The organism is Saccharopolyspora sp. ID03-671, from assembly GCF_045278815.1.
GTDB classification, from domain to species: Bacteria; Actinomycetota; Actinomycetes; order Mycobacteriales; family Pseudonocardiaceae; genus Saccharopolyspora; species Saccharopolyspora ipomoeae.
This window is the reverse complement of the sequence record NZ_CP134054.1, coordinates 3,730,738-3,751,347: the sequence shown is the minus strand read 5'-3', so window position 1 is coordinate 3,751,347 and position 20,610 is coordinate 3,730,738. Positions and strand designations below refer to the sequence as shown.

General features: G+C 71.2%; 14 protein-coding genes, 1 tRNA gene and 1 pseudogene. 13 read left to right on the top strand and 3 right to left on the bottom strand.

The window, feature by feature from the left end:
- Nucleotides 1-198: 198 nt before the first annotated feature.
- The 3 genes from REH65_RS17210 to REH65_RS17200 all read left to right on the top strand — a co-directional run bounded on the left by REH65_RS17210 (nt 199) and on the right by REH65_RS17200 (nt 7,212).
- Complete coding sequence (locus tag REH65_RS17210; RefSeq protein WP_406688313.1) at nt 199-2,844, top strand: HAD family hydrolase; 2,646 nt, start codon at nt 199-201, stop codon at nt 2,842-2,844.
- Nucleotides 2,841-3,908, top strand: coding sequence for a class I SAM-dependent methyltransferase (locus tag REH65_RS17205; protein ID WP_406688312.1), 1,068 nt, complete (start codon nt 2,841-2,843; stop codon nt 3,906-3,908). Before REH65_RS17210 ends, REH65_RS17205 begins: the two co-directional genes overlap by 4 nt.
- Before the next feature lie 85 nt (nt 3,909-3,993).
- Nucleotides 3,994-7,212 (top strand): glycosyltransferase, encoded by a 3,219-nt coding sequence (locus tag REH65_RS17200; protein WP_406688311.1) that lies wholly within the window; start codon nt 3,994-3,996, stop codon nt 7,210-7,212.
- Between the two features lie 102 nt (nt 7,213-7,314).
- Here the strand turns inward: REH65_RS17200 and REH65_RS17195 are convergent, their stop codons facing one another.
- Entirely contained in the window at nt 7,315-8,604 is a 1,290-nt protein-coding gene (locus REH65_RS17195; protein ID WP_406688310.1) for a hypothetical protein, read from the bottom strand.
- A gap of 224 nt (nt 8,605-8,828) precedes the next feature.
- Between REH65_RS17195 and REH65_RS17190 the strand changes: the two genes are divergently transcribed.
- The 3 genes from REH65_RS17190 (at nt 8,829) to REH65_RS17180 (ending at nt 12,467) form a co-directional block, all read left to right on the top strand.
- The gene (locus REH65_RS17190) at nt 8,829-10,379 is read left to right on the top strand and encodes an acyltransferase family protein (protein WP_406688309.1); all 1,551 of its coding nucleotides are present in this window, start codon (nt 8,829-8,831) and stop codon (nt 10,377-10,379) included.
- A 20-nt stretch (nt 10,380-10,399) separates the two neighbouring features.
- A complete protein-coding gene (gene msrA / locus REH65_RS17185; protein ID WP_406688308.1) occupies nt 10,400-11,056 on the top strand; it encodes a peptide-methionine (S)-S-oxide reductase MsrA in 657 nt (218 codons plus the stop codon).
- 208 nt (nt 11,057-11,264) lie between these two features.
- A complete protein-coding gene (locus REH65_RS17180) occupies nt 11,265-12,467 on the top strand; it encodes a serine hydrolase domain-containing protein (protein WP_406688307.1) in 1,203 nt (400 codons plus the stop codon).
- Nucleotides 12,468-12,511: 44 nt separating this feature from the next.
- Here the strand turns inward: REH65_RS17180 and REH65_RS17175 are convergent.
- Nucleotides 12,512-12,584 (bottom strand) — tRNA-Gly (locus tag REH65_RS17175).
- 91 nt (nt 12,585-12,675) lie between these two features.
- Nucleotides 12,676-13,074 carry a PPOX class F420-dependent oxidoreductase gene (locus REH65_RS17170; protein WP_281458951.1) on the bottom strand — a complete coding sequence of 133 codons (399 nt, stop codon included), beginning with the start codon at nt 13,072-13,074 and terminating at the stop codon, nt 12,676-12,678.
- A gap of 214 nt (nt 13,075-13,288) precedes the next feature.
- On the opposite strand from REH65_RS17170, the gene REH65_RS17165 reads away from it, so the two are divergent.
- The 7 genes and pseudogenes from REH65_RS17165 to REH65_RS17135 all read left to right on the top strand — a co-directional run bounded on the left by REH65_RS17165 (nt 13,289) and on the right by REH65_RS17135 (nt 20,428).
- Nucleotides 13,289-13,726 carry a DUF983 domain-containing protein gene (locus tag REH65_RS17165; RefSeq protein ID WP_406688306.1) on the top strand — a complete coding sequence of 146 codons (438 nt, stop codon included), beginning with the start codon at nt 13,289-13,291 and terminating at the stop codon, nt 13,724-13,726.
- Nucleotides 13,727-13,752: 26 nt separating this feature from the next.
- On the top strand, nt 13,753-14,619 hold the full coding sequence (locus tag REH65_RS17160) for an Fpg/Nei family DNA glycosylase (RefSeq protein ID WP_406688305.1): 867 nt from the start codon (nt 13,753-13,755) through the stop codon (nt 14,617-14,619).
- Nucleotides 14,620-14,792: 173 nt separating this feature from the next.
- The gene (locus tag REH65_RS17155) at nt 14,793-16,046 is read left to right on the top strand and encodes a histidine kinase (protein WP_406688304.1); all 1,254 of its coding nucleotides are present in this window, start codon (nt 14,793-14,795) and stop codon (nt 16,044-16,046) included.
- A 9-nt stretch (nt 16,047-16,055) separates the two neighbouring features.
- On the top strand, nt 16,056-16,967 hold the full coding sequence (locus REH65_RS17150) for a S49 family peptidase (RefSeq protein WP_281458947.1): 912 nt from the start codon (nt 16,056-16,058) through the stop codon (nt 16,965-16,967).
- A gap of 373 nt (nt 16,968-17,340) precedes the next feature.
- Nucleotides 17,341-18,106: pseudogene (locus REH65_RS17145) on the top strand (LytR/AlgR family response regulator transcription factor).
- A 10-nt stretch (nt 18,107-18,116) separates the two neighbouring features.
- The gene (locus tag REH65_RS17140) at nt 18,117-18,521 is read left to right on the top strand and encodes a hypothetical protein (RefSeq protein WP_406688303.1); all 405 of its coding nucleotides are present in this window, start codon (nt 18,117-18,119) and stop codon (nt 18,519-18,521) included.
- 164 nt (nt 18,522-18,685) lie between these two features.
- Nucleotides 18,686-20,428 (top strand): cation acetate symporter, encoded by a 1,743-nt coding sequence (locus tag REH65_RS17135; protein ID WP_406688302.1) that lies wholly within the window; start codon nt 18,686-18,688, stop codon nt 20,426-20,428.
- Nucleotides 20,429-20,610: the final 182 nt, after the last annotated feature.

The following is a 20,610-nucleotide window of genomic DNA, read 5'->3' as shown; positions in this document are numbered from 1 at the left end:
GTGATTTCGACATCATCATGACCAGCGTGAACGATCCCTTGAAAATGATTCACCGGTTCGCGTGCAGGAGTCGAACCGGACACGTCCAAGTCGATCGATCCGGTCTACTCTCCGGTCGTCGGGGAAATGCCGGACGGTCATTCCGGCAGTGATGATCTCGCATTGTCGATGTGCTTCACGGCACGCTGGGGAGAGAACGTGCGGAACCGAACTGCGGCCACCGAACCAACCACCCGGGCACCCGAGCTGGAGCAGCTGCACAGGCTGGTGAGCGACGGCTCGTGCGCCGTGCTGTCGCTGGACGTGTTCGACACGGTCCTGTGGCGGCGCGTGCCCCGGCCCACCGACGCGTTCGCGATGCTGGGCGCGCGGTTGTGGGCCGAGGGCCGCTGCCCGGGCTGGGTCACCGACGCCACCTTCCGGCTGATGCGCATCGACGCCGAGAAGCGGGCCCGCGAGCGCAGCCTGTCGGCCTGCGGCGAGATCTCGCTGTTCGACATCTGGCGCGAGATGCCGACCGACGTGCTCGGGCCCGGGGACCTCGACGACCTGGTGCGGGCCGAGGTCGAGCTGGAGCGCGAGATCACCGTGCCCGACCTGGAGATCGCCGAGGTGATCGCCACCGCCGAGCGCAACGCGGTGCCGATCGTGCTGGTCTCCGACACCTACTTCACCGCCGACCAGCTCGCGCACCTGCTGGACCGGCCCGCCCTCGCCCCGCTGCTGGGTGCCAAGACCTTCCGCTCGCACCAGCACGGCCTGGACAAGGCGTCCGGGCTGTGGGAGATCGTGCTGCAGGAGCTGGGCACCCGGCCCGAGCAGATCGTGCACGTCGGCGACAACGCCGTGGCCGACGACGAGGTCCCCGCCAAGCTCGGCATCCGGACCGTGCACCACGAGCGCATCGACGACGACTTCGCCGAGGTCCTCGACCGGGAGCGCGAGTCGACCGACTCCTTCGGCCCGCCCGACCGCCACCTGCACCCCGAGCACGGCGACGCCGGGCTGACCACGCTGCGCGCCAAGGCCGTCCGCGCCGCCTCCGACGAGTCCGGCGAAGCGGTGGAGGTCGCGTGGCGCTTCGGCGCGGGCGTGCTCGGACCGGTGCTGACCGGCTTCGCCGACTGGGTCGCCGAACGCGCCCACGAGCTGGGGCAGCGGGTCGTCTGGTGCCCGATGCGGGAGGGCGAGCTGCTCGCCGAGCTGGTCAACGAGGCCGCCGCCGCGCGCGGCCGGGACGTCACCGCGAAGCCGATCTGGCTGTCCCGGCAGGTCACCTCGCTGGCCGCGCTGGACAGCTACGACCCCGACGCGGTCGGCGAGTTCATCGGCCGCAGCTACCGGCTCACCGTCGCCCAGCTGCTCGCCTCGCTGCACCTGCGCCCGGGCGACGTCCCGGCGCTGGCCGACAAGCTCGACATGCTGCTCGACCAGCCGGAGCTCCGCGAGCGCGTCACCGTGGCGCTGACCGAGGCGCCGCACCTGCGGAACCGGCTGGCCGCCACCGTGACCGCCGCCTGCGACCGGCTGCTGCGGTCGCTGCGCGCGGCCGGGGCGCTCGACGGCGAGGAGATCGTGCTGGTCGACCTGGGCTGGGGCGGCACCATCCAGTACCAGCTGTCCCGGGTGCTGCGGCGCAACGGCATCGACGTCCGCACCTCCGGCCACTACCTGGCCACCGACCACCGCTCCAGCCGGTTGTCGCTGGCCGGGCAGCCCGCCGAGGGCTACCTGGGGCAGAGCGGCTGGCCGCACGACGTCGTCTACGCGCTGGTCCGCAGCCCCGAGGTCGTCGAGCAGTGCGTGAGCGCGCGGCTCGGCTCGCTGGTCGACTTCACCGAGTCCGGCGAACCCGTGCTGGGACCGTTCCACAGCACGCCGACCCAGGACCTGGAGTGGTGCGCGGTCCAGGACGGCGTCCGCGGCTTCCAGCGCACCTGGAACCGCTACGCGCGCGCCGCAGGCGGCGACTGGCCGACGCTGAACCGGGAGCGGCTCGCGGTGATCATCACCGCTGCGCTCAAGGCGCCCAGCGCCGCCGAGGCATCGGTGTTCGGGAACTGGTGGCACGACGACAACTTCGGTTCCTCGGTGGTCACCGGCATCGTGCCCCGCGACCTGCTGCCCGCCGTGCCGTACATGTCGCCGGGCGACCTGGAGGACCTGCACATGCGGGACGCGTTCTGGCCCGCGCTGCTCACCGCCGCCGATCCGCAGCTCGGCGCCGCGGTGAGCGCGCTGCACAGCGGCGCCGTCGACCCGGCCGTGTTCGAGAGGTCCGGCGAGTGCCCGAGCACGCGGCTGCGGTTCCGCACCGAGGACGACGAGTGGCACGACGCGTCGCGCCGCCGCGTCCGGATCAACCACAACGGCCTGTCGTTCGCCCGCCTGACCTTCGAGTCCCGGGGTGCGCTGGACGTCTCGCTGGCGATACCCGGGCAGCCCGCGATCGTGCGCATCGACTGGATCGAGGCCACCGCCTACGTGCGCGGCGACCCCGAGCCCCGCACCCTCCGCTGGGAGCGGGCCGAGGACTTCGCCGGTCTGGTGTTCGCCGACTGCGACTGGCTCGGCGGGACGATGGTCGAGTTCCACGAACCGCACGGCGCCGTCTGGCTGCCGCTGGCCCAGCGCGCCGGCGGGCCGATCACCTCGGCGCAGATCACCATCGCCTTCGCGAGCCTGCCGCAGTCCCGCTCCGGCCTGGCCCACCGGGTGCCCCCGGCGCCGGAGCTGGCGCGGCTGACCGGCCGCATCAGGGAGGAGCTGCGCACGCGCGGCGTGCGCGGCATCGCCGCGGGCGGCGCGCGGCTGGCGCTGCGCAAGATGGGAGGAATCCGATGACCCGCGTGCTCGAAACCGGTCTGGGGACCAGGGACGACCCGCACGCCCAGGCCCGCGACGCCCGGAACCAGCCGCTGCTGCTGCACTCGATGGCGCTGTTCCGCGAGCTGTTCGCGGAGCTCTTCGACCGGCGCTCGATCCGCACCGTCGTCGAGATCGGCGTGGAGACCGGGCAGGTCAGCGCCTGCTACGCCGAGCTCGGTGCCGAGGCCGTGCACTGCGTCGAGCCCGTCCCCTCGGACGAGATGCGGGCGGCGATGGCCGGGAACGACGCGCTGCACCTGGTGGAAGGCCGCTCGCCGCAGGTGCTCTCGCAGCTGCCGGTCGCCGACCTCTACGTCATCGACGGCGACCACAACTACGCCACCGTGCGCGCCGAGCTGGACTGGATCCTCACCCACGCCCCGGACGCGCTGATCGCGCTGCACGACGTGCTCTGGCCCTGCTCCCGACGCGATCAGTACTACGAGCCGCACGTGCTGCCCGCCGCGCAGACCCACCCGCGCACCGCCGACGGGCCGACCGTCTGGCACGACGAGGTCACCCCGGCCGGGTTCGTCGGCCTCGGCCAGTTCACCGCCGCCGAGCACGCGGGCGGCGAGGGAAACGGCGTGCTCACCGCCGTCGAGGACGCCCTCGCCGAGCACGGCGGGCGGCAGCTGGAGATCGTGCCCGCCGTGTTCGGGCTCGGCGTGATCCTCCGCGAGGACGCCGACCAGGACCTCTCCGACGCCCTGCGCCCCTTCACGAGCTCGGCGCTGCTGAAGGCGATGGAGAACAACCGGATCGCCCTCTACACGCGGGTTCTCGCGCTGCAGCACGAGGCCGTCGCGCACGCCGACGAGGCCGACCGGCAGGTGCGGCTGCTCGCCGAGCGCCACTCCGAGGCCGAGCGGCTGCGCCGCCGCTGCGACGAGCTGCGCGTCAGGCACGAGGAGGAGCTCGCCGCGCTCCGGAACCGCCACGCCGAGCTGCAACGCCGGTTCGACTCCGAACGCCCGCCGAGGCTCGTCCGCGAACTGCTCCGCGTCGCCCGGGGACTCCGCCGGAGATTCCGCCGCTGAACCCCGGAATTCCCCGACCCGCGACGGTCCCGCCCCGCCAGGCGCTAGCCTGCGTTCCAGGCAGGCGAACGGGTGAAGGGGTCCGATGGACGAGCGGCTGATCGACTGGACCGGGGAGCGCTGCGTTCCCTGGACCGAGGACGTGCAGGTGGTCTACGAGCACTACCACCGGTACGCGCTGGCGGCCCCCTTCGCGCGCGGCAAGCGGGTCCTCGACCTCGCCTGCGGCGAGGGCTACGGCGCCGCGCTGCTGGCCGCCGAGGGAGCCGAGGTCGTCGGCGTCGACATCGACGAGCGGACCGTGGAGCACGCCCGGCACAACTACGCCGGGCGGGACGTGAGCTTCGAGGTCGGCTCCATCACCGACCCCGACCTGCTCGCCGACGCCAAGCCGTTCGACGTCGTGGTGTGCTTCGAGGCCATCGAGCACGTCGACGACCACGCCGCGGTGCTGCGGCTGGTCCGGTCGCGGATGAAGCAGGGCGGGCTGTTCCTGTCCAGCACCCCCGACACCGCCGTGTACAGCCACGAGCACGGCAACGACAACCCGTTCCACGTCAAGGAGCTCACCGCGCGCGAGTACGAGTCGATGCTGGAGGAGTCCTTCCGGCACGTCGCGGTGCTCAAGCAGAACGTCACCGTCGGCTCGCTGGTGGTGCCCGCCGATCCCGGCGACCGCGACACCGCGATCGAGGGCGTCCGGCTGCAGACCATCGAGCGCACCGAGGCGGGGGACTGGTCGGTCAGCCGGGGCGTGCCGCACACCTACCTGCTGGGCGTGGCCTCCGACAAGCACCTGCCCACGCTCCCGGCGGCGGCCGTGCTCACCGACGCGAAGCTGACCCTGGCGCGCGCGGGCGACACCGCCGAGCTGGTCGGGCAGCGCGACGAGGCAGTCGCCGACGTCGCCAAGCTCAACGAGCTCTACCAGCGCAGCCGCGGCGAGGCCGACGAGCTCAAGGCCGCCATCGGACGTCTCGAGGAGCTGCGCCGCGGCGAGGAGCGGCGCGCCGAGTCCGGTGCCGCCGAGCTCGCCGAACTCCGCGAGCAGCTGCGCCGGCGCGGCCTGCAGGCGCAGCGCGACGCCGCACGCGTCGAGTGGCTGCGCGACACCGCTGCCCGGCTGGAGGGCAAGCTCGCCGACGCCGAGAGCCGCGCCGAGCGGCTCACCGCCGAGAACGCCGAGCTGGCCGCGCAGAACTCGGCGCTGGTGCAGCGCGCGGTCAGCAAGTACCGCCAGGTCGTCGAGCGCGTCGCCCCGCGCGGCACCACCCGCCGCGACGCCTACGAGATCGCGCTCGGCCGCAAGCCCGGCGTCCCGGAGGTCGCCGAGCAGGTCGAGACCGGGCCGCTGCCGGTGCCCTCCAGCGATCAGCCGCTGGTCAGCGTGATCGTCCCGGTGCACGGCAAGTGGCCCTACACCCGGCAGTGCCTGCGGTTCCTGGGCGGGCACCTGGTGTCGGTGCCGTTCGAGGTGATCGTCGTCGACGACGCCTCGCCCGACGACAGCGCCGAGAAGCTCGCCGCCTGCGAGGGGGTCCGGCTGGTGCGCGCCGAGCGCAACCTCGGGTTCATCGGTGCCTGCAACCTCGGCGCCGAGCACGCGCGCGGCGAGTACCTGTTCTTCCTCAACAACGACGCCGAGGTCACCGAGTCCTGGCTGGACGTGCTGGTGGACACGATCACCTCGGACCCGCGGATCGGGCTGGTCGGCGCCAAGCTCGTCTACCCCGACGGGCGGTTGCAGGAGTGCGGCGGCATCGTCTGGGCCGACGGCACCGGCTGGAACTACGGGCGCGGGACCGACGGCAGCGGCGCGGAGTTCAACGTCGTCCGCGACGTCGACTACTGCTCGGGCGCGGCGATCCTGGTGCGCGAGGAGCTGTTCCGGCAGGTCGGAGGCTTCGACACCCGGTTCGCGCCCGCCTACTACGAGGACACCGACCTGGCGTTCGCGATCCGCGCCGCCGGCTACCGCACCGTCGTGCAGCCGAAAGCCGTGGTGGTGCACCACGAAGGCGTCTCGAACGGCACCGACCTCAACTCCGGGGTGAAGAAGCACCAGGAGCTCAACCGCCAGGTGTTCGTCGAGAAGTGGGCCGACACGCTGCGCGCCGAGCACCTGCCGGAGGCCTCGCCGCGCAACCTGTGGCTGGCCCGGCAGCGCGGCAGCCGCGGTCATCACGGGTCGATCGTGCTGGTCAAGGACCATCAGGTGCCGCGCCCGGACTTCGACTCCGGGTCGGTGCGGATCTTCCGGGTGCTGCGGCAGCTCGTCGAGCTGGGCCACCGGGTGGTGTTCCTCCCCGGCAACCACGCGCCGCTGCAGCCCTACACCGAGGACCTGCAGCAGATCGGCGTGACCGTCCTGCCGCAGCCCGAGCTGCAGCAGGCGTTCCTGCACGAGGCCGGGTCGGAGATCTCGCTGGCGCTGCTGTCCCGGCCGCAGGTCGCGTGGAGCCTGGTGGAGGAGCTGCGCACCCGCGCGCCGCAGGCCGTCATCGCCTACGACACCGTCGACGTGCACTTCCTGCGCCTGGAGCGGGAGGCCGAGCTGGCCGAGCGCCAGGGCGAGACGGCCCGCGCGGAGGCGCTGCGCCGCAAGGCCTTCGCGTCGCAGCAGATGGAGCTGGGCCTCGCCCGCGCCTGCGACGTGACGCTGGTGGTCTCCGAGGCCGAGCGGACGCTGCTGGGCGAGCTGGTGCCCGACGCCGACGTGCGGGTGCTGTCCAACGTGCACGAGATCGACGACACCCCGGTGCACGTCGAGGGCCGCCGCGACGTGCTGTTCGTCGGCAGCTTCGACCACCCGCCGAACGTCGACGCCGCCCGCTGGGCCGCCCGCGAGATCATGCCGCTGGTGCGGGAGCGGTGCCCGGACGCGGTGCTGCACGTCATCGGCAGCAACCCGACCGACGAGGTCACCGCGCTGGCCGGTCCGGGCGTGGAGGTCCACGGCTGGGTCGAGTCGCTGGAGCCGCACTACGCGCGCGCCCGGGTCACCCTCGCGCCGCTGCGCTTCGGCGCCGGCGTGAAGGGCAAGGTCGGGGAGAGCCTCGCGGTGGGCGTGCCGGTCGTGGGCACCGGCGTCGCGGTGGAGGGCATGCACCTCAAACCGGGTCAGGACGTGCTGGTCGCCGACGACGAGGCGGGGCTCGCCGACGCCGTGACCCGCCTCCTCACCGAGGACGACACCTGGAGCGGTCTCGCCGCCTCGGGCCGGACCGCCGTCGAAGCCCAGTTCGGGCCCGAAGCCTCCCGGGCCGCGCTGGAATCCCTGCTGGACACCATCCCGCGCCCCTGACCACTCGGGCCCATGACCACTCGGGCCCATGACCCACTCGGGCCCATGACGACGAAGGCCGCCACCTCCGGTGAGGTGGCGGCCTTCGAGCACTGCCGGCGATCACTCGCGGATCGTCGGGGGAGTCTGGGTGAGCTGCTGGTCCAGGACCGCCTTGAAGGACTGCTGGGCCGCGTCCTTCTGCTCGGGCGCCCCGCTCACGTCGATGATCACCGCGTAGTTGTGCGCCACGTAGGCGGTCCGGAACGTCGCGCCCGTCGAGACGACCGAAACGCCCTGGTAGGACAGGTCCTCCACCTCGGACAGGCCCTGCTGCGCGGCCAGGTACTTGTCGACCACGGTCTTGGCGGCGTTGGTGTCGGGCATCTTCAGCGCGAGCAGCGTCGTCTTCGGCTGCACGCCGTCGGTGCCGTTGAACCAGCCCTCGACCAGGCCGTTCTGGAAGGCGGTGTCGAGCACCGGCTTGGGCTGCAGCAACCCGCCCTTGGCGCCCTGCAGGTTCGGCAGGTCCAGCAGCCCGGACCACGGGTGCGCCGGGCCGTTCGCGGCGACCAGCACTTCCTGCGTGGTGGCCGGCGGGGCCTTGGCGACCGGCGGTTCCGGCAGCCGGGTCGTCGTCGGCGCGGGCGGCGGAGGCGCGGGAGCCGCGGTCTCCCGCTCGTCGGTGCTCCCGCCGCTGCCCGCGAAGTAGAAGACGACCGCGACGATCACCACGACCAGCAGCACCGCGCCGATGGACAGGCCCGCGATCAGCTTGCCCTTGCCGGGCTTGCCCGCCGACTCGAAGACCTCCGGGCCCTGCCGCATCCAGGACGCCTCGCCGGAATCGCCGGATCCGGGCAGGTCATCGCCCCACGGAGTGCCGGTGGTCTCCACCGGTCCCCAGCCCTGCGGACCCTGCTGCCGGCCGGTCCACGGCGGCTGCGACTGACCCCACTGCGGCGGCGGGGGAGTCTGCGGGGGCTGTGCCTGGGGGTTCTGGGCCTGGGGGGTTTGGGGGACGCTGACGATCTGGGTGCTGTTGGAGTCCGCGGGCGGCTGCTGCTGTTGCTGCTGGGCGAACGGGTTCTGGACGACCTGCGTCGCCTCCTCGCCGGTGCCCTGCTGCGGCTGCTGCTTCGCGGCGTCGCCCCAGCTGAACGCGGGCGGGAACGGGCTCTGCGGCTGCTGCTGGGCCGGTTGTTGCTGGGCCGGTTGCTGCTGGGGGAAACCCCCGGACGAGGGATCAGCCGGTGGGGTCGTGTCCTGCTGCGGGAACCCGTCGGGGTTCGACGGAGTCCCGCCCTGCGCCCTGCCCAGCACCGCGTCCCTGCGCTGTCGGTACTCCTCGGCGGAAATGCGTCCCGCCGCGAGCTCGGCGTCGAGGTTCTGCAACTCGTCTTGCCAGGTCACCGATAGCGCCCTTTCCGGATTTCCATGAACGCCGCTGCTGCGAACGAGGACATTCTGGCACCCGGCGACACGTTCGGGGTGCACCGGCCGAATAACGATCCGGTGCGCACCCCTGGTCCGGACGGGCGTCCGGGTTGTAAAGGGGCCCCGCCGCGCGGACGGCCCGGCTAGGCTACGCAGCGTTTGACGTCCGCTCCGGGCATGAATCGATGGGGTGATCCGGGTTGAGCGCTGCGCGCGTGGTGCACGCTCGCCCCGAGCTGTTCGCCGCCCCGAACCACGGCTTCGCCTGGATCCGCATGATCGGCGCGCTGCTGGTCATCTACGGTCACAGCTCGCCGCTGGTGGGCAGCGGGGAGCTGTTCCCGCCGGAGTGGCCGGTGCAGCCCGACGAGGGCGTGCTGATGGGCTTCTTCGCGCTCAGCGGGTTCCAGATCACCGAGAGCTGGATGCGCGATCCGCACGCGCTGCGCTTCGCTGTCAAGCGGGTGCTGCGGCTGTGGCCGCCGATGCTGACGGTGTCGGTCGGGATGGCCCTCGTGGTCGGCCCGATGATCACGACGCTGCCGCTCGGCGAGTACTTCCGCGCCCACGAGACCTGGGGTTACATCGTCAACAACGCGGGGCTGCTGACCCTGCGGCACGACCTGCCCGGCGTGTTCGAGAGCAACCCGTGGCCGGACGCGGTCAACGGCTCGCTGTGGACGCTGCCGATGGAGCTGCTGGCCTACGGCGGCCTGTTCGCGCTGCTCCTGCTGGGCACGGCGAGGAAGAACCTCCGCTGGCTGACGGTGCTCGCGCTGATCGGCCTGGTCGCCTGGGACCGGCACCTGGAGCAGATCCCGGGCGCGGAGTCCGCGGGCTCGCTGCTGAGCGTGCCGGTCGAGTCGCTGGTGGCGTTCCTGGTGGCCTTCGCGGCGGGCGTGCTGCTGAACCTCTACCGGATCCCGCTGTCCCCGCTGGCCGCGGGGGCTGGCCTGGTCGTGCTGGTCGTGATGGGCAACACCATCACGGCGTCGGCGTGGATGGCGTTCGCGGTCAGCTACGCGGTGATCGTGGCCGGGCACTTCTGGCCGGCGAAGCTGACGGTGCCGGGGGTGTGGGTCAACGGCAGCTACGGCGTCTACGTCTGGGGCTTCCCGGTCCAGCAGCTCCTCGCCCTGGCCGGTCTCCGCAACCAGTGGCTGATGCTGCTCTGCGCCGCCCCGATCGCCTACGTCCTCGGCACGCTGTCGTGGAAGTACGTCGAAGACCCCACGATGCGCCTCCGCCACCTCCTCACCCCGGTCTCCCCGAAGCCCGGCACCTCACCGGACCCGTCGGACGCCCCCACGGAAGTCCTCCCCCCGGAACCGGCCTTCAGAACGCCTTCCCCGCCCCAGGGCGACGAGGTTTTCATGAAAACCTCCCCACCCCCACCTCCCGAACGGGACCGTTCGTCGGGGGAAGTTTTCATGAAAACCTCCTCCCCCTCAGGACCCCGTCGCCGAGGGGAACGTCCCCCGAGAACGCCCCCACCTGCGGGTAACGGGGTTCCGAGCGACGTACCCGGGACTTCCTCCCCCTCTCCCGGTGATCGTGGGGGTGGGGAAGTTTTCATGAAAACCTCCCCCGTCCCTCGACGGCCCGCGCCCAGGCGGATGCCGGAGCAGTCGCCGCTGTCGCGGCGGTTGTCCGGGGAGATCGACGAGCCCGAGGAGCCGCCGCGCGGCAGGCACGCGCGACCTCCGGAGCCCGGGCGTCACGGCGATCCCACTCGGCTGGATCGCCGTTGACCACGGCGTAGGCTGGGTCCATGTTCGGTGCGAAGCTGAAGATGATCGACCCGTCGTCGGCGCTGCCGGGCCGGGACTCGGCGATGCCGGTGGACGAGCACCACGCCGTGTTCCCGGATCGCCGGATCGTGCCGCCGTTCCCGGAGGGCATGGCCACCGCCGTGGTCGGCATGGGCTGCTTCTGGGGTGCCGAGCGCGTGTTCTGGCAGACCGAGGGCGTGTGGAGCACCGCCGTCGGCTACGCGGGCGGGTACACGCCGAACCCCACCTACGAAGAGGTCTGCTCCGGGCTGACCGGTCACACCGAGGCCGTCCTGGTCGTCTTCGACCCGAAGAGGATCAGCTTCCCGCAGGTCCTCAAGGCGTTCTGGGAGAACCACGACCCCACGCAGGGCATGCGCCAGGGCAACGACATGGGCACCCAGTACCGCTCGGCGATCTACTACGCCGACGAGCAGCAGAAGGCCGAAGCGGAAGCGAGCCGCGAGGCCTTCCAGCAAGCCCTGACCGCGGCGGGCAAGGGCGAGATCACCACCGAGATCGCTCCGCTGCGGGACTTCTTCTACGCCGAGACCTACCACCAGCAGTACCTCTCGGACGCCAAGAACCCCAACGGCTACTGCGGCCTCGGAGGCACCGGGGTCTCCTGCCCCGTCGGCCTCGGAGTCCAGAGCTGACCCACTCCTGAGCGGCTCGCGGGTGAGCGGAGCGTCACCAGGGGACGGTTTTTCCTCGAATCACCCATGATCGATGTCCGTTTTGCCCGGACAATTCGAGGAAAAACTGTCCCCTGCCTCCCCGAACGCGCCCGCACCGGTTGTCCGGACGGGCGAATTCCGGTTCTCTGATCGCGGCGAACGAGTTGTTCCGCGACTGGGGGTCGGCATGGTTCGCACGGGATGGCAGCGAGTGGGGAGCGTCCTGGCCGGAGCCGGGATGGTGCTGGGGCTGCTGAGCGCCCCGGCCCAGGCCGAGGTCGAGGTCGACCGGGGTGAGCTCCAACGGGCCCTGGACGAGCTGGTCGCGTCCGGGACCGCGGGCGCGCAAATCCGGGTGCACGACGCCCGGGGCGACTGGGTCGGCACCGCCGGCGTGCGCGACCTGGAGCACGGGGGACGGGTCCCCGCGAACGGGTCGTTCCGGGCCGGGAGCATCACCAAGACCTTCGTCTCCACCGTCGTGCTGCAGCTGGTCGGCGAGGGGCGGCTGATGCTCGACGACCCGATCGCCGAGCACCTGCCGCAGTTCGGCCTCGACCCGCGGATCACGGTCCGCATGCTGCTGCAGCACACCAGCGGCCTGTTCAGCTACACCGGCGAGAGCTTCCCGGACGGCCACACCGAGCCGGGGATCCCGACCGGCGGGCCCGAGTTCGTGGCCCACCGCTACCGCCAGTACTCGCCGCCCGAGCTGATCGAGTTCGCGCTCTCCAAGCCGCCGCGCTTCGCACCGGGCGGCGGGTGGAGCTACAGCAACACCAACTACCAGCTGCTCGGCATGCTGATCGAGAAGCTCACCGGTACCCCGTGGTCGTTCCAGGTCGAGCACCGGATCCTGCTGCCGCTGGGCCTGCGCGACACGGTGCTGCCGGGCTCGGCGACCGAGGTCCCGGACCCGCACGCGCAGGGCTACCTCGCCTACCCGGAGGCCGGTGAGCTCAAGACCGTCGACATCACCAGCCACAACCCGAGCTGGGGCGGGGCCGCGGGCGAGATCATCTCCACCACGGCCGACCTCGACAGGTTCCTCGGGGCGCTCTTCGCCGGTGCGCTGCTGCCGTCCGGGCTGCTCGCCGAGATGCGCGCCCCGCATCCGGACTCCGGTTACGGGCTCGGGCTCGAGTCGTTCGACGCGGGCGCGGAGTGCGGCGGCCGCTACCAGGGCCACTCCGGTGGCGTGGCCGGTTACCAGTCGCTGCTGTTCAGCAGCGCCGACGGCAGCACGCACTTCAGCGCGTCGATGACCACCGGTGCTCTGGACCCGCGCGATCCGGGCGCGATCGACCGCAACATCGCCGCGCGCGACAAGGTCGTCGAGATCGTCGCCTGCGGAACCGACCTGCCCGACCAGCGAATCTCCACGCCATGACAAAGCGAGAGGCCCGAGGTGGTTACCTCGGGCCTCTCGCTGCGAGCGGATGACGGGACTCGAACCCGCGACCCTCACCTTGGCAAGGTGATGCGCTACCAGCTGCGCTACATCCGCATCTTCATCGCCTCCCGGTGACTTCCGCCCCCGGTGGGCTGTTGGTGAATACTTTAGCCCATGGTTCGCGGGTCGTTCACCGGGGGTCCCCTCAGCCGATCGCGCGGGTCGGGGTGAGCCGGAGCAGCACTCGGTTCTCCCTGCGCATGGCTTCGCGGTAGGAGTCCCAGTCGTCGTGCTCGCCGGAGATCGCGCGGTAGTACTCCTCCAGCGGCGCCAGCGCGTCGGGCAGTTCGACGATCTCGACGCTCGCGTCGAGCTGGAACCAGCGCCCGAAGAACTCGTCCGGCAGCACGCACAGCCACGCGCGCGGATCGCGCCGCAGGTTGCGGACCTTGCCCGAGCCCGACCGGGTGCTGATCACCACCCGGTCCTCGGTGTCGAGGGCCGCCAGGACCGGCGTCATCAGCGGTGTTGCGTCGTCGCGCAGCGTTCCCAGCACGGCGCGGTGCTGGGTGCGGATCAGCTCGCGGGCCTCGTCGACGTCCATCGAGCACCTCCCGGAGTCGGTCTGCGGAGAAGCGTAGTGGTTCAGGTGGGTTGTTTCCGGGTTCGAGGGTTGGCCGGAGGACTCCGCATGATCGACAATGAGGTGGTGAACACGCACCGCTCCGTGTGCGGAGCCGGTACCGTGAGATCACGCTCGGTGACGGGTGTTCGTGAGTTGGCGATCGAGACCAGCCCGGGTGGGCGGGGAGGCGACGATGAACCGGGTGGTGCGGGGCTCCGACGGCCGCGAGTGGACGATCAGGGCGAACCTGGAGTGGTCCAACCCGATCGTGGTGGACGAGTTCGAGCACGACGTCAACGGCGGCAACGCGCCGGCGATCGTGGTGGGAGCCGCGCTCGCGGCCCTGGTGGTGGTGTTCGTCGCCTGGACGCCCGCCGAGGTGATCATCCCGGCCTGGCTGATCCTGGTGTTCGTGGTCGCGATCCTGTTCTTCCCGGTCCGCTGGGTGCTGCACCGCCCGTGGACGCTCACCGCGTCCACCCCGGGTGACGCCGACGAGAACCCGCCGGAGACCTGGGTGGGCGTCGTCCGCGGCTTCATCGAGGTCCGCACCGAGGTCTCGCAGGTCGCCCGCCACATCGAGCTCTACGCCGAACCCGACATGAACGGGCGGCTTCAACCCACCGAGTAGGGCCGTTCCTGGGGCACACTGGCGGTGTGCCGGAACTTCCCGAGGTGGAGGCGTTGGCCCAGCACCTCCGCGACCACGCCGTGGGGCGGACGGTCGCGCGCGTGGACGTCGCCTCGATGAGCGTCCTCAAGACCGCCGACCCGCCCTTCACAGCGCTGCACGGCCGCGAGGTCACCGGTGCCACCAGGCACGGCAAGTACCTCGACCTGGTCTGCGGCGACGCGGACCGGGGGGTTCTGCACCTGGTCGCCCACCTGGCCCGCGCCGGCTGGCTGCGCTGGTCGGACAAGCTCGCCGCGACGCCGCCGAAGCCGGGGCGCGGGCCGATCTCGCTGCGCGTGCACCTCGGCGGCGTCGGCTTCGACCTGACCGAGGCAGGCACCCAGAAGAGCCTCGCCGCCTGGATCGTCGAGGACCCGGCGCAGGTGCCGGGGATCGCCGGGCTCGGCCCGGACGCCCTGGACCTCGACGCCGACCGGCTCGCGGCGCTGCTGGACGGGCGGACCGAGCGGATCAAGACGGTGCTCACCGAGCAGTCCACGATCGCGGGGATCGGCAACGCCTACTCGGACGAGATCCTGCACGCCGCCAAGCTCTCCCCGTTCGCCACGGCGGGCAAGCTCGACGAGGCCGCGGTGACCCGGTTGCACGGCTGCGTCCAGGAGATCCTGCGCGACGCGGTGGAGCGCTCGCTGCGCCAGGACGCCGCGCGGCTCAAGGCCGAGAAGCGCTCGGGCCTGCGGGTGCACGGGCGCGCCGGTTTGCCGTGCCCGGTGTGCGGTGACACGGTGCGGGAGGTCTCCTTCGCGGACCGGTCGATGCAGTACTGCCCGACGTGCCAGACCGGTGGGAAGCGGCTGGCGGACCGCAGGATGTCCCGCTTGCTGAAGTGACCGGAGTTGTCCCCAGGTTGTGGACAACTCGTGGGGTTGTGCACAGGTGGATTACGGCGAACGGGTGAGCGGATTCCGCTGGATAGAAGGAACCCTGACCGTTCACCGACGGAAACCTCGCACTGGCCGTAGCCGCCTTGATTCGGAGTGTGCGACTCGGGCAGATTGATGTTGTGGCGCAGTTGTTGACAGAGCGGACGGTCCTGACCACGCTCGCGGCGCTCGCCGTGCTGGGCATGTTCGTTCTGCTGTGCCGGGCACGTCGGGTGAGCACCTCGGCGGAGGACGCCACGCTGGCGGCTCTGCACCGGGTGACCAGCGCGGCGCCCTACCTGCGCGAGGGCCTCAACCAGGAGTCGGCCGACAAGACCGGCCCGCACCTCCGCGAGCTGCTGGCCTGCGTCGCCGTCGGCATCGTCGACGCCGACGGAACCCTGCTGACCTGGGACGGCGAGGCCAACCACCACTACGCCGACCTGCGCACCAAGATCGAGCAGGTGCTGCGCACCGGCAAGCGCGACTTCCTCGACCACGGCGACGTCGTCTGCGAGCAGCGGCCCTGCCCGATGCGGCACGCGGCCGTCGTCCCGCTGGAGGTCGAGGGCCAGGTCCGCGGTGTGCTGACGGTGATCGCCGGGGGAGACCGCAAGCGGCTCCTGCGGGCGGCCGCCGAGGTCGCCCACCACGTCTCGACCCAGCTCGAACTCGCCGAGCTGCAGGAGTCCAAGGAGCGCCTGGCCCAGGCCGAGGTGCGCGCGTTGCGGGCCCAGATCTCCCCGCACTTCATCTACAACGCGCTGAACACGATCTCCTCGCTGATCCGCACCGACCCGGAGCACGCGCGGGACCTGCTGCAGGAGTTCGCCGACTTCACCCGCTACTCGTTCCGCAACAGCGGCCTCTACACGACGCTGGCCGACGAGATCCGCAACATCGACCGCTACCTGACGCTGGAGAGCGCCCGGTTCGGCCCGGACCGGCTCAACGTGCAGCTCAAGATCGCCCCCGAGGTGCTGCCGGTCGTCGTGCCGTTCCTGGCGCTGCAGCCGCTGGTGGAGAACGCGGTCCGGCACGGGCTCGCCAACAAGCCCGGCGGCGGCACCGTCTCGGTCACCGCCGAGGACAACGGCTCCGAGGCGCTGATCAGCGTCGACGACGACGGCATCGGGATGGACCCGGAGCTGCTCGACGCCGAGCTCGCCAACGCGCACCTCACCGGCGCGCACGTCGGGCTCGGCAACATCAACAACCGGATGCGCGCCACCTTCGGCAACGACTACGGGCTGGTCGTGGAGACCGAGAAGGGCGCGGGCATGAAGGTCATCATGCGGGTGCCCAAGTTCGCCCCGGGCGTGCGGCCCGAACCGCTGGCCACCGTGGAGGAGCCGAGCGTGGGCTTGGCCGCCGGACCCGCCGCCGGCCGGTAACGTCGAGGTATGGACGAGAAGGCACCGCAGAAGTTCGTCGACGTGGTCACGGCCAAGCTGCCCAAGGAGCTGACCGAGAAGTTCACCGGCAAGCTGCCGGGCGTGTCCGAGCGCGGCCCGGTCGTGGCGGTGGTCAAGCTGCACGGCGTCATCACGCCGCAGCCGTCGCCGATGGGGCGGCCCTCGATCTCGCTGCAGACCGTGGACTCGGCGCTCACCCGCGCGTTCTCCCACGACCGGCTCAGCGCCGTGGTGGTGTCGATCAACTCGCCCGGTGGTGCGCCCACCCAGTCGGCGCTGGTCGCCGACCGGATTCGCGGCCTGGCCCAGGAGAAGGGCGTTCCGGTGCTGGCGTACTGCGAGGACGTCGCGGCCTCCGGCGGTTACTGGCTGGCCTGCGCCGCCGACGAGATCTACGCGCACCAGACGTCGATGGTCGGTTCGGTCGGCGTGGTCAGCTCCAGCTTCGGCATGACCGGTCTGCTGGACAAGATCGGCGTCGAGCGCCGCGTCTACACCGCGGGTGAGAACAAGGTGCGGCTCGACCCGTTCCGGCCGGAGAAGGCCGAGGACGTGGAGTGGCTGCGCGGGATGCAGGACGAGTTGCACGGCCAGTTCACCGACTGGGTGCGCGAGCGTCGCGGCGAGAAGCTCAAGGGCGACGAGGGCGAGCTGTTCTCCGGCGAGGTCTGGACCGGCGCGAAAGCCGCTGAACTGGGCCTGATCGACGGCGTCGGCACGCTGCGCGAGATCATCGAGCGCAAGTACCCGGACGCCCACGTGCAGACCGTCGAGGGCCGCAAACCGCTGCTCGCGCGGCTGGGGATGTCCTCGGGCGTGTCCCGGAACCCCGTGGCCAACCTGATTTCCGGGCTCGACGCCCTGGAACACCGCGCCATGTGGGATCGTTTCGGCCTGTGAACCTCGCGCTTCGCGGTCCCCGCCGGATCTCGCGGCGGGGACCGTTTTGCGTGGAATTCCGGTGGAGAAGGGTCCGGTTCGCCGACTACAGCCTGGAGCGGTCAGACCAGATCTCTGATCCATTCGGGCGAAATTCGGCTTCGCGGAGCTGAAATTCGCCACCGCCCCCTCGTGAAGAACCCTCGTGCTGCGCTAACAACTAGGGTTCGCGCCCATTTTCGCGAACCGGTGCGGGAGGCACCGAAGGGGAAGAACGGGACATGGACAGTGCGCCGAAGGCGCGGCACGATATGGCGTTGCATTGAGTACACGTGAGAATCCCGCGGGCCTCGTCGTCCTTGCCGTCGACGACGAGCGGGCCGGACTTGACGAGATGAAGTTCCTTCGGCAGCAATCCTCGCGTCGGCAGAGTGCTGACCGCGTTCGACGCCGCCGAGGCGCTGCGCGTGCTGCGCAGCGACGATCCGGAGCTGGTCGGCCGCAAGGACGAAGACCAGTCCATTGTGGACGCGGTTTTCGCGGACGTGTCGATGCCGGGCCTGTCGGGCATGGAACTGGCCCGGGTGCTCACCGCGTTCCGCAACCCGCCCGCGCTGGTGTTCATCACCGGGCACGAGGAGAACGCGCTGGAGGCCTTCGAGGTCGGGGCGCTGGACTACATCATGAAGCCGGCCAACGCCGACCGCGTCGACCGGGCGCTGCGCGGCATCGAGAAGAACAAGCAGCAGGCCGGTCAGAGCAACGGCGGCCCGAAACCCCTGGAAGCGCCCGCGGCCGACGACGACGAGGTCATCCCGGTCGAGCTCGCGGGCACCACGCGGATGATCCCGCGCAAGGAGGTCCGCTGGGTCGAGGCGCAGGGCGACTACGCCCGGCTGCACACCACCGAGGGCTCGCACCTGGTGCGGATCCCGCTGGCGCAGCTGGAGGAGCGCTGGGGCGAGGCCGGGTTCCTGCGCATCCACCGGTCCTTCCTGGTCTCGCTGGCGCTGGTCACCGAGCTGCGGATGTCCTCGTCCGGGTACTCGGTGGTGCTCGGCGGCGGACCGCCCAAGGAGCTCCCGGTGTCCCGGCGCCACACCCGCGAGCTCAAGGACCGCCTGGTCAAGGCGCCGCGCGACAACTGGGGCCAGCAGTGAGCGAGGTGGCATGAGCCCGGAGAGCTTCGACGTCCGCGCCAGGCTCGGGGAGTTCTCACCCCGGCCGCGGCGCAAGCGCGTCGTGCTCGCCGACCGGCGCGGACCGCACGTCCCGCGCGTGCGCGTCGAGGTCGAGGAGCAGACCGGAGCTCTCGAAGGCCTCGTCCGCGACCTGGTCGAGAAGCAGCTCCGCGTCGCGCTCCTGCTCTCCGGCACCGTCGCGCTGGTGCTGTTCGGGCTGCCGCTGGCGTTCTGGCTGGCACCGACCCTCGGCGACGTCGAGCTCTTCGGCCTCCACCTCCCGTGGCTGCTCCTCGGAGTCCTGGCCTACCCGTTCCTGGTGGTCATCGGTCTGCTCTACAACCGCAAGGCCGAACGCAACGAAGAGGACTTCCTGGGAATGCTGGAGGAGTAGGGCCTGAGTCGTCACCGGCCGACGCATGAGAACCCGCGGCGGTGCCGGTGTCTCAGGTGGTCAAGGAGAAAGCGCCTGCGGCGCTTATCGACGGTTGTTTCGGGTCGACCGGCTGCTCTGCGTAAGGTGGGTGCGACTCTTCGGCACCAGGGCGGCTGGGTGAGATGTTGGCGAACTTGTGGTCCTTGGGCGGCGTCGCGCTGATCGTCGTCGCGACGCTGGGCATCGGCCTGTGGGGCTCGCGCTCGGCTCGGACCACCGATTTCTCCGCCGCCCGCAAGCCGGTTCGGGAAGAGCGCAACGCGGCGGCCATCTCCGGCGAGTACCTGTCGGCCGCGTCGTTCCTGGGCGTGGCGGGTCTAATCGTGAAGGACGGCGTCGACGCGCTCTGGTACCCGATCGGTTTCGCCGCCGGTTACCTGGCGCTGATGCTGTTCGTGGTCGCCCCGATGCGCCGCTCCGGCGCCTACACGATGCCGGACTTCGTCGAGGCGCGGCTGAACTCGCTGAACCTGCGCTCGCTGTCGACCGTGGTCGTGGTCGTGATCGGCTGGCTGTACCTGGTGCCGCAGCTGCAGGCGGCCGGGATGACGCTGGCCGCCGTCATCGGATTCCGGTACGAGGCGGGAATTCTCGTGGTCGCGCTGATCGTGCACATCAGCGTGGTCAGCGGAGCGCTGCGCGCGGTGACGCTGGTGCAGGCCTTCCAGTACTGGGTGAAGCTGTTCGCGATCACCCTGCCCGCGTTCGCGCTGCTGGTGGTGTTCCTGGTCAGCGGTCAGCGCCAGGCGCTGGACGAGCCGACCACGCCGTTCTTCCAGCAGGACACCGCGGTCCGGGTCGAGACCGACGTGACGCTGCGGGTCGGCGAACCGGTCTGGCTGACCTCCTCGGAGGAAGCAGGCCAGGAGGGTGCCGTCTACCTGCAGCCCGGCGAGTACCCGGTCCGCGCGGGCAGCGAGCTGCGGTTCCCGGCGGGCGCGGCGGTGCCGGTGGTGACCGGGTCGGTGCCGGACAACGCGAGCTGGCTGCGCCCCGAGCAGGAGGGCCTGCCGGGAGTGCTGGAGACCTACTCGGTGCTGATCGCGACGTTCCTGGGCACGATGGGCCTGCCGCACGTGCTGGCCCGCTTCTACGCGAACCCGTCGGGTTCGGGCGCCCGCCGGACCGCGCTGTACGTGCTGGGCATGCTGGGCGCGTTCTACCTGTTCCCGACGATCTTCGGGTTGCTGTCCCGGCTGTACGTGCCGCAACTGCTGGTCACCGGCCGGACCGACGCCGCGGTGCTGCTGCTGCCGAACGCGATGCTGGGCACCTGGGTCGGCGGCGTGCTGGCCGCGATCACCGCGGCGGGCGCGTTCGCGGCGTTCCTGTCCACCTCGTCGGGTCTGGTGATGAGCCTGGCCGGGGTGCTGTCCTCGCGGGACGTGCTGTGGGGCCGGAGCATGCGGTTCCGCGCGGCGGCGGTGCTGTCCTGCGCCGTCCCGGTGGTGCTGGCGCTGGCGGTGCACGACGACGACATCGCGCACAGCGTGGGGCTGGCGTTCGCGATGGCGGCCTCGACGTTCTGCCCGGTGCTGATCCTGGGGATCTGGTGGCGCGGGCTGACCGCGGCCGGCGCGGCGTGCGGCATGCTCACCGGCGGGTCGCTGGTGCTCGTCGCGGCGCTGGCCTCGCGGTTCGTCGGCCCGCACGGGGTGTGGGGCGAGCTGCTCGGGCAGCCCGCGCTGATCACCGTGCCGCTGGCGTTCGCGGTGACCTACCTGGTCAGCGTGGCCACCCGGAGCCGGGTTCCGGGTGGGGTCTCGCGGCTGATGCTGCGGCTGCACGCGCCGGACCGGCTGGGCTTCGTCGACAGCAGGCCGGTGGCCGAGCAGACGCCCCGCCAGGGCCGCCACGAGCGCTGACGACCGCGCGGACCCTACCGCTGAACGGGTAATTGGTCTCGCAATCGACTACTTTGCGTCGACAATTCGAGCCGATCAATCGTCCGTTCGTATGAAAAGCTTCTCAATCGACGCAATTCGTAGGATGCTGTTGAGGCGTCAAGCTTCACTCGATCGTTAGCAGGCGTACTCCCAACGGACCT

Bases quoted from the DNA above. Each gene is read 5' to 3' on its own strand.
- REH65_RS17170 (WP_281458951.1), bottom strand. From the start codon at position 13,074: ATGGACGTCGACGAGGCCCGCGAGCTGATCCGCACCCAGCACCGCGCC.
- REH65_RS17140 (WP_406688303.1), top strand. From the start codon at position 18,117: ATGAGCCCGGAGAGCTTCGACGTCCGCGCCAGGCTCGGGGAGTTCTCA.
- REH65_RS17150 (WP_281458947.1), top strand. From the start codon at position 16,056: ATGGACGAGAAGGCACCGCAGAAGTTCGTCGACGTGGTCACGGCCAAG.
- REH65_RS17180 (WP_406688307.1), top strand. From the start codon at position 11,265: ATGGTTCGCACGGGATGGCAGCGAGTGGGGAGCGTCCTGGCCGGAGCC.
- REH65_RS17135 (WP_406688302.1), top strand. From the start codon at position 18,686: ATGTTGGCGAACTTGTGGTCCTTGGGCGGCGTCGCGCTGATCGTCGTC.
- msrA (WP_406688308.1), top strand. From the start codon at position 10,400: ATGTTCGGTGCGAAGCTGAAGATGATCGACCCGTCGTCGGCGCTGCCG.
- REH65_RS17205 (WP_406688312.1), top strand. From the start codon at position 2,841: ATGACCCGCGTGCTCGAAACCGGTCTGGGGACCAGGGACGACCCGCAC.
- REH65_RS17165 (WP_406688306.1), top strand. From the start codon at position 13,289: ATGAACCGGGTGGTGCGGGGCTCCGACGGCCGCGAGTGGACGATCAGG.
- REH65_RS17200 (WP_406688311.1), top strand. From the start codon at position 3,994: ATGGACGAGCGGCTGATCGACTGGACCGGGGAGCGCTGCGTTCCCTGG.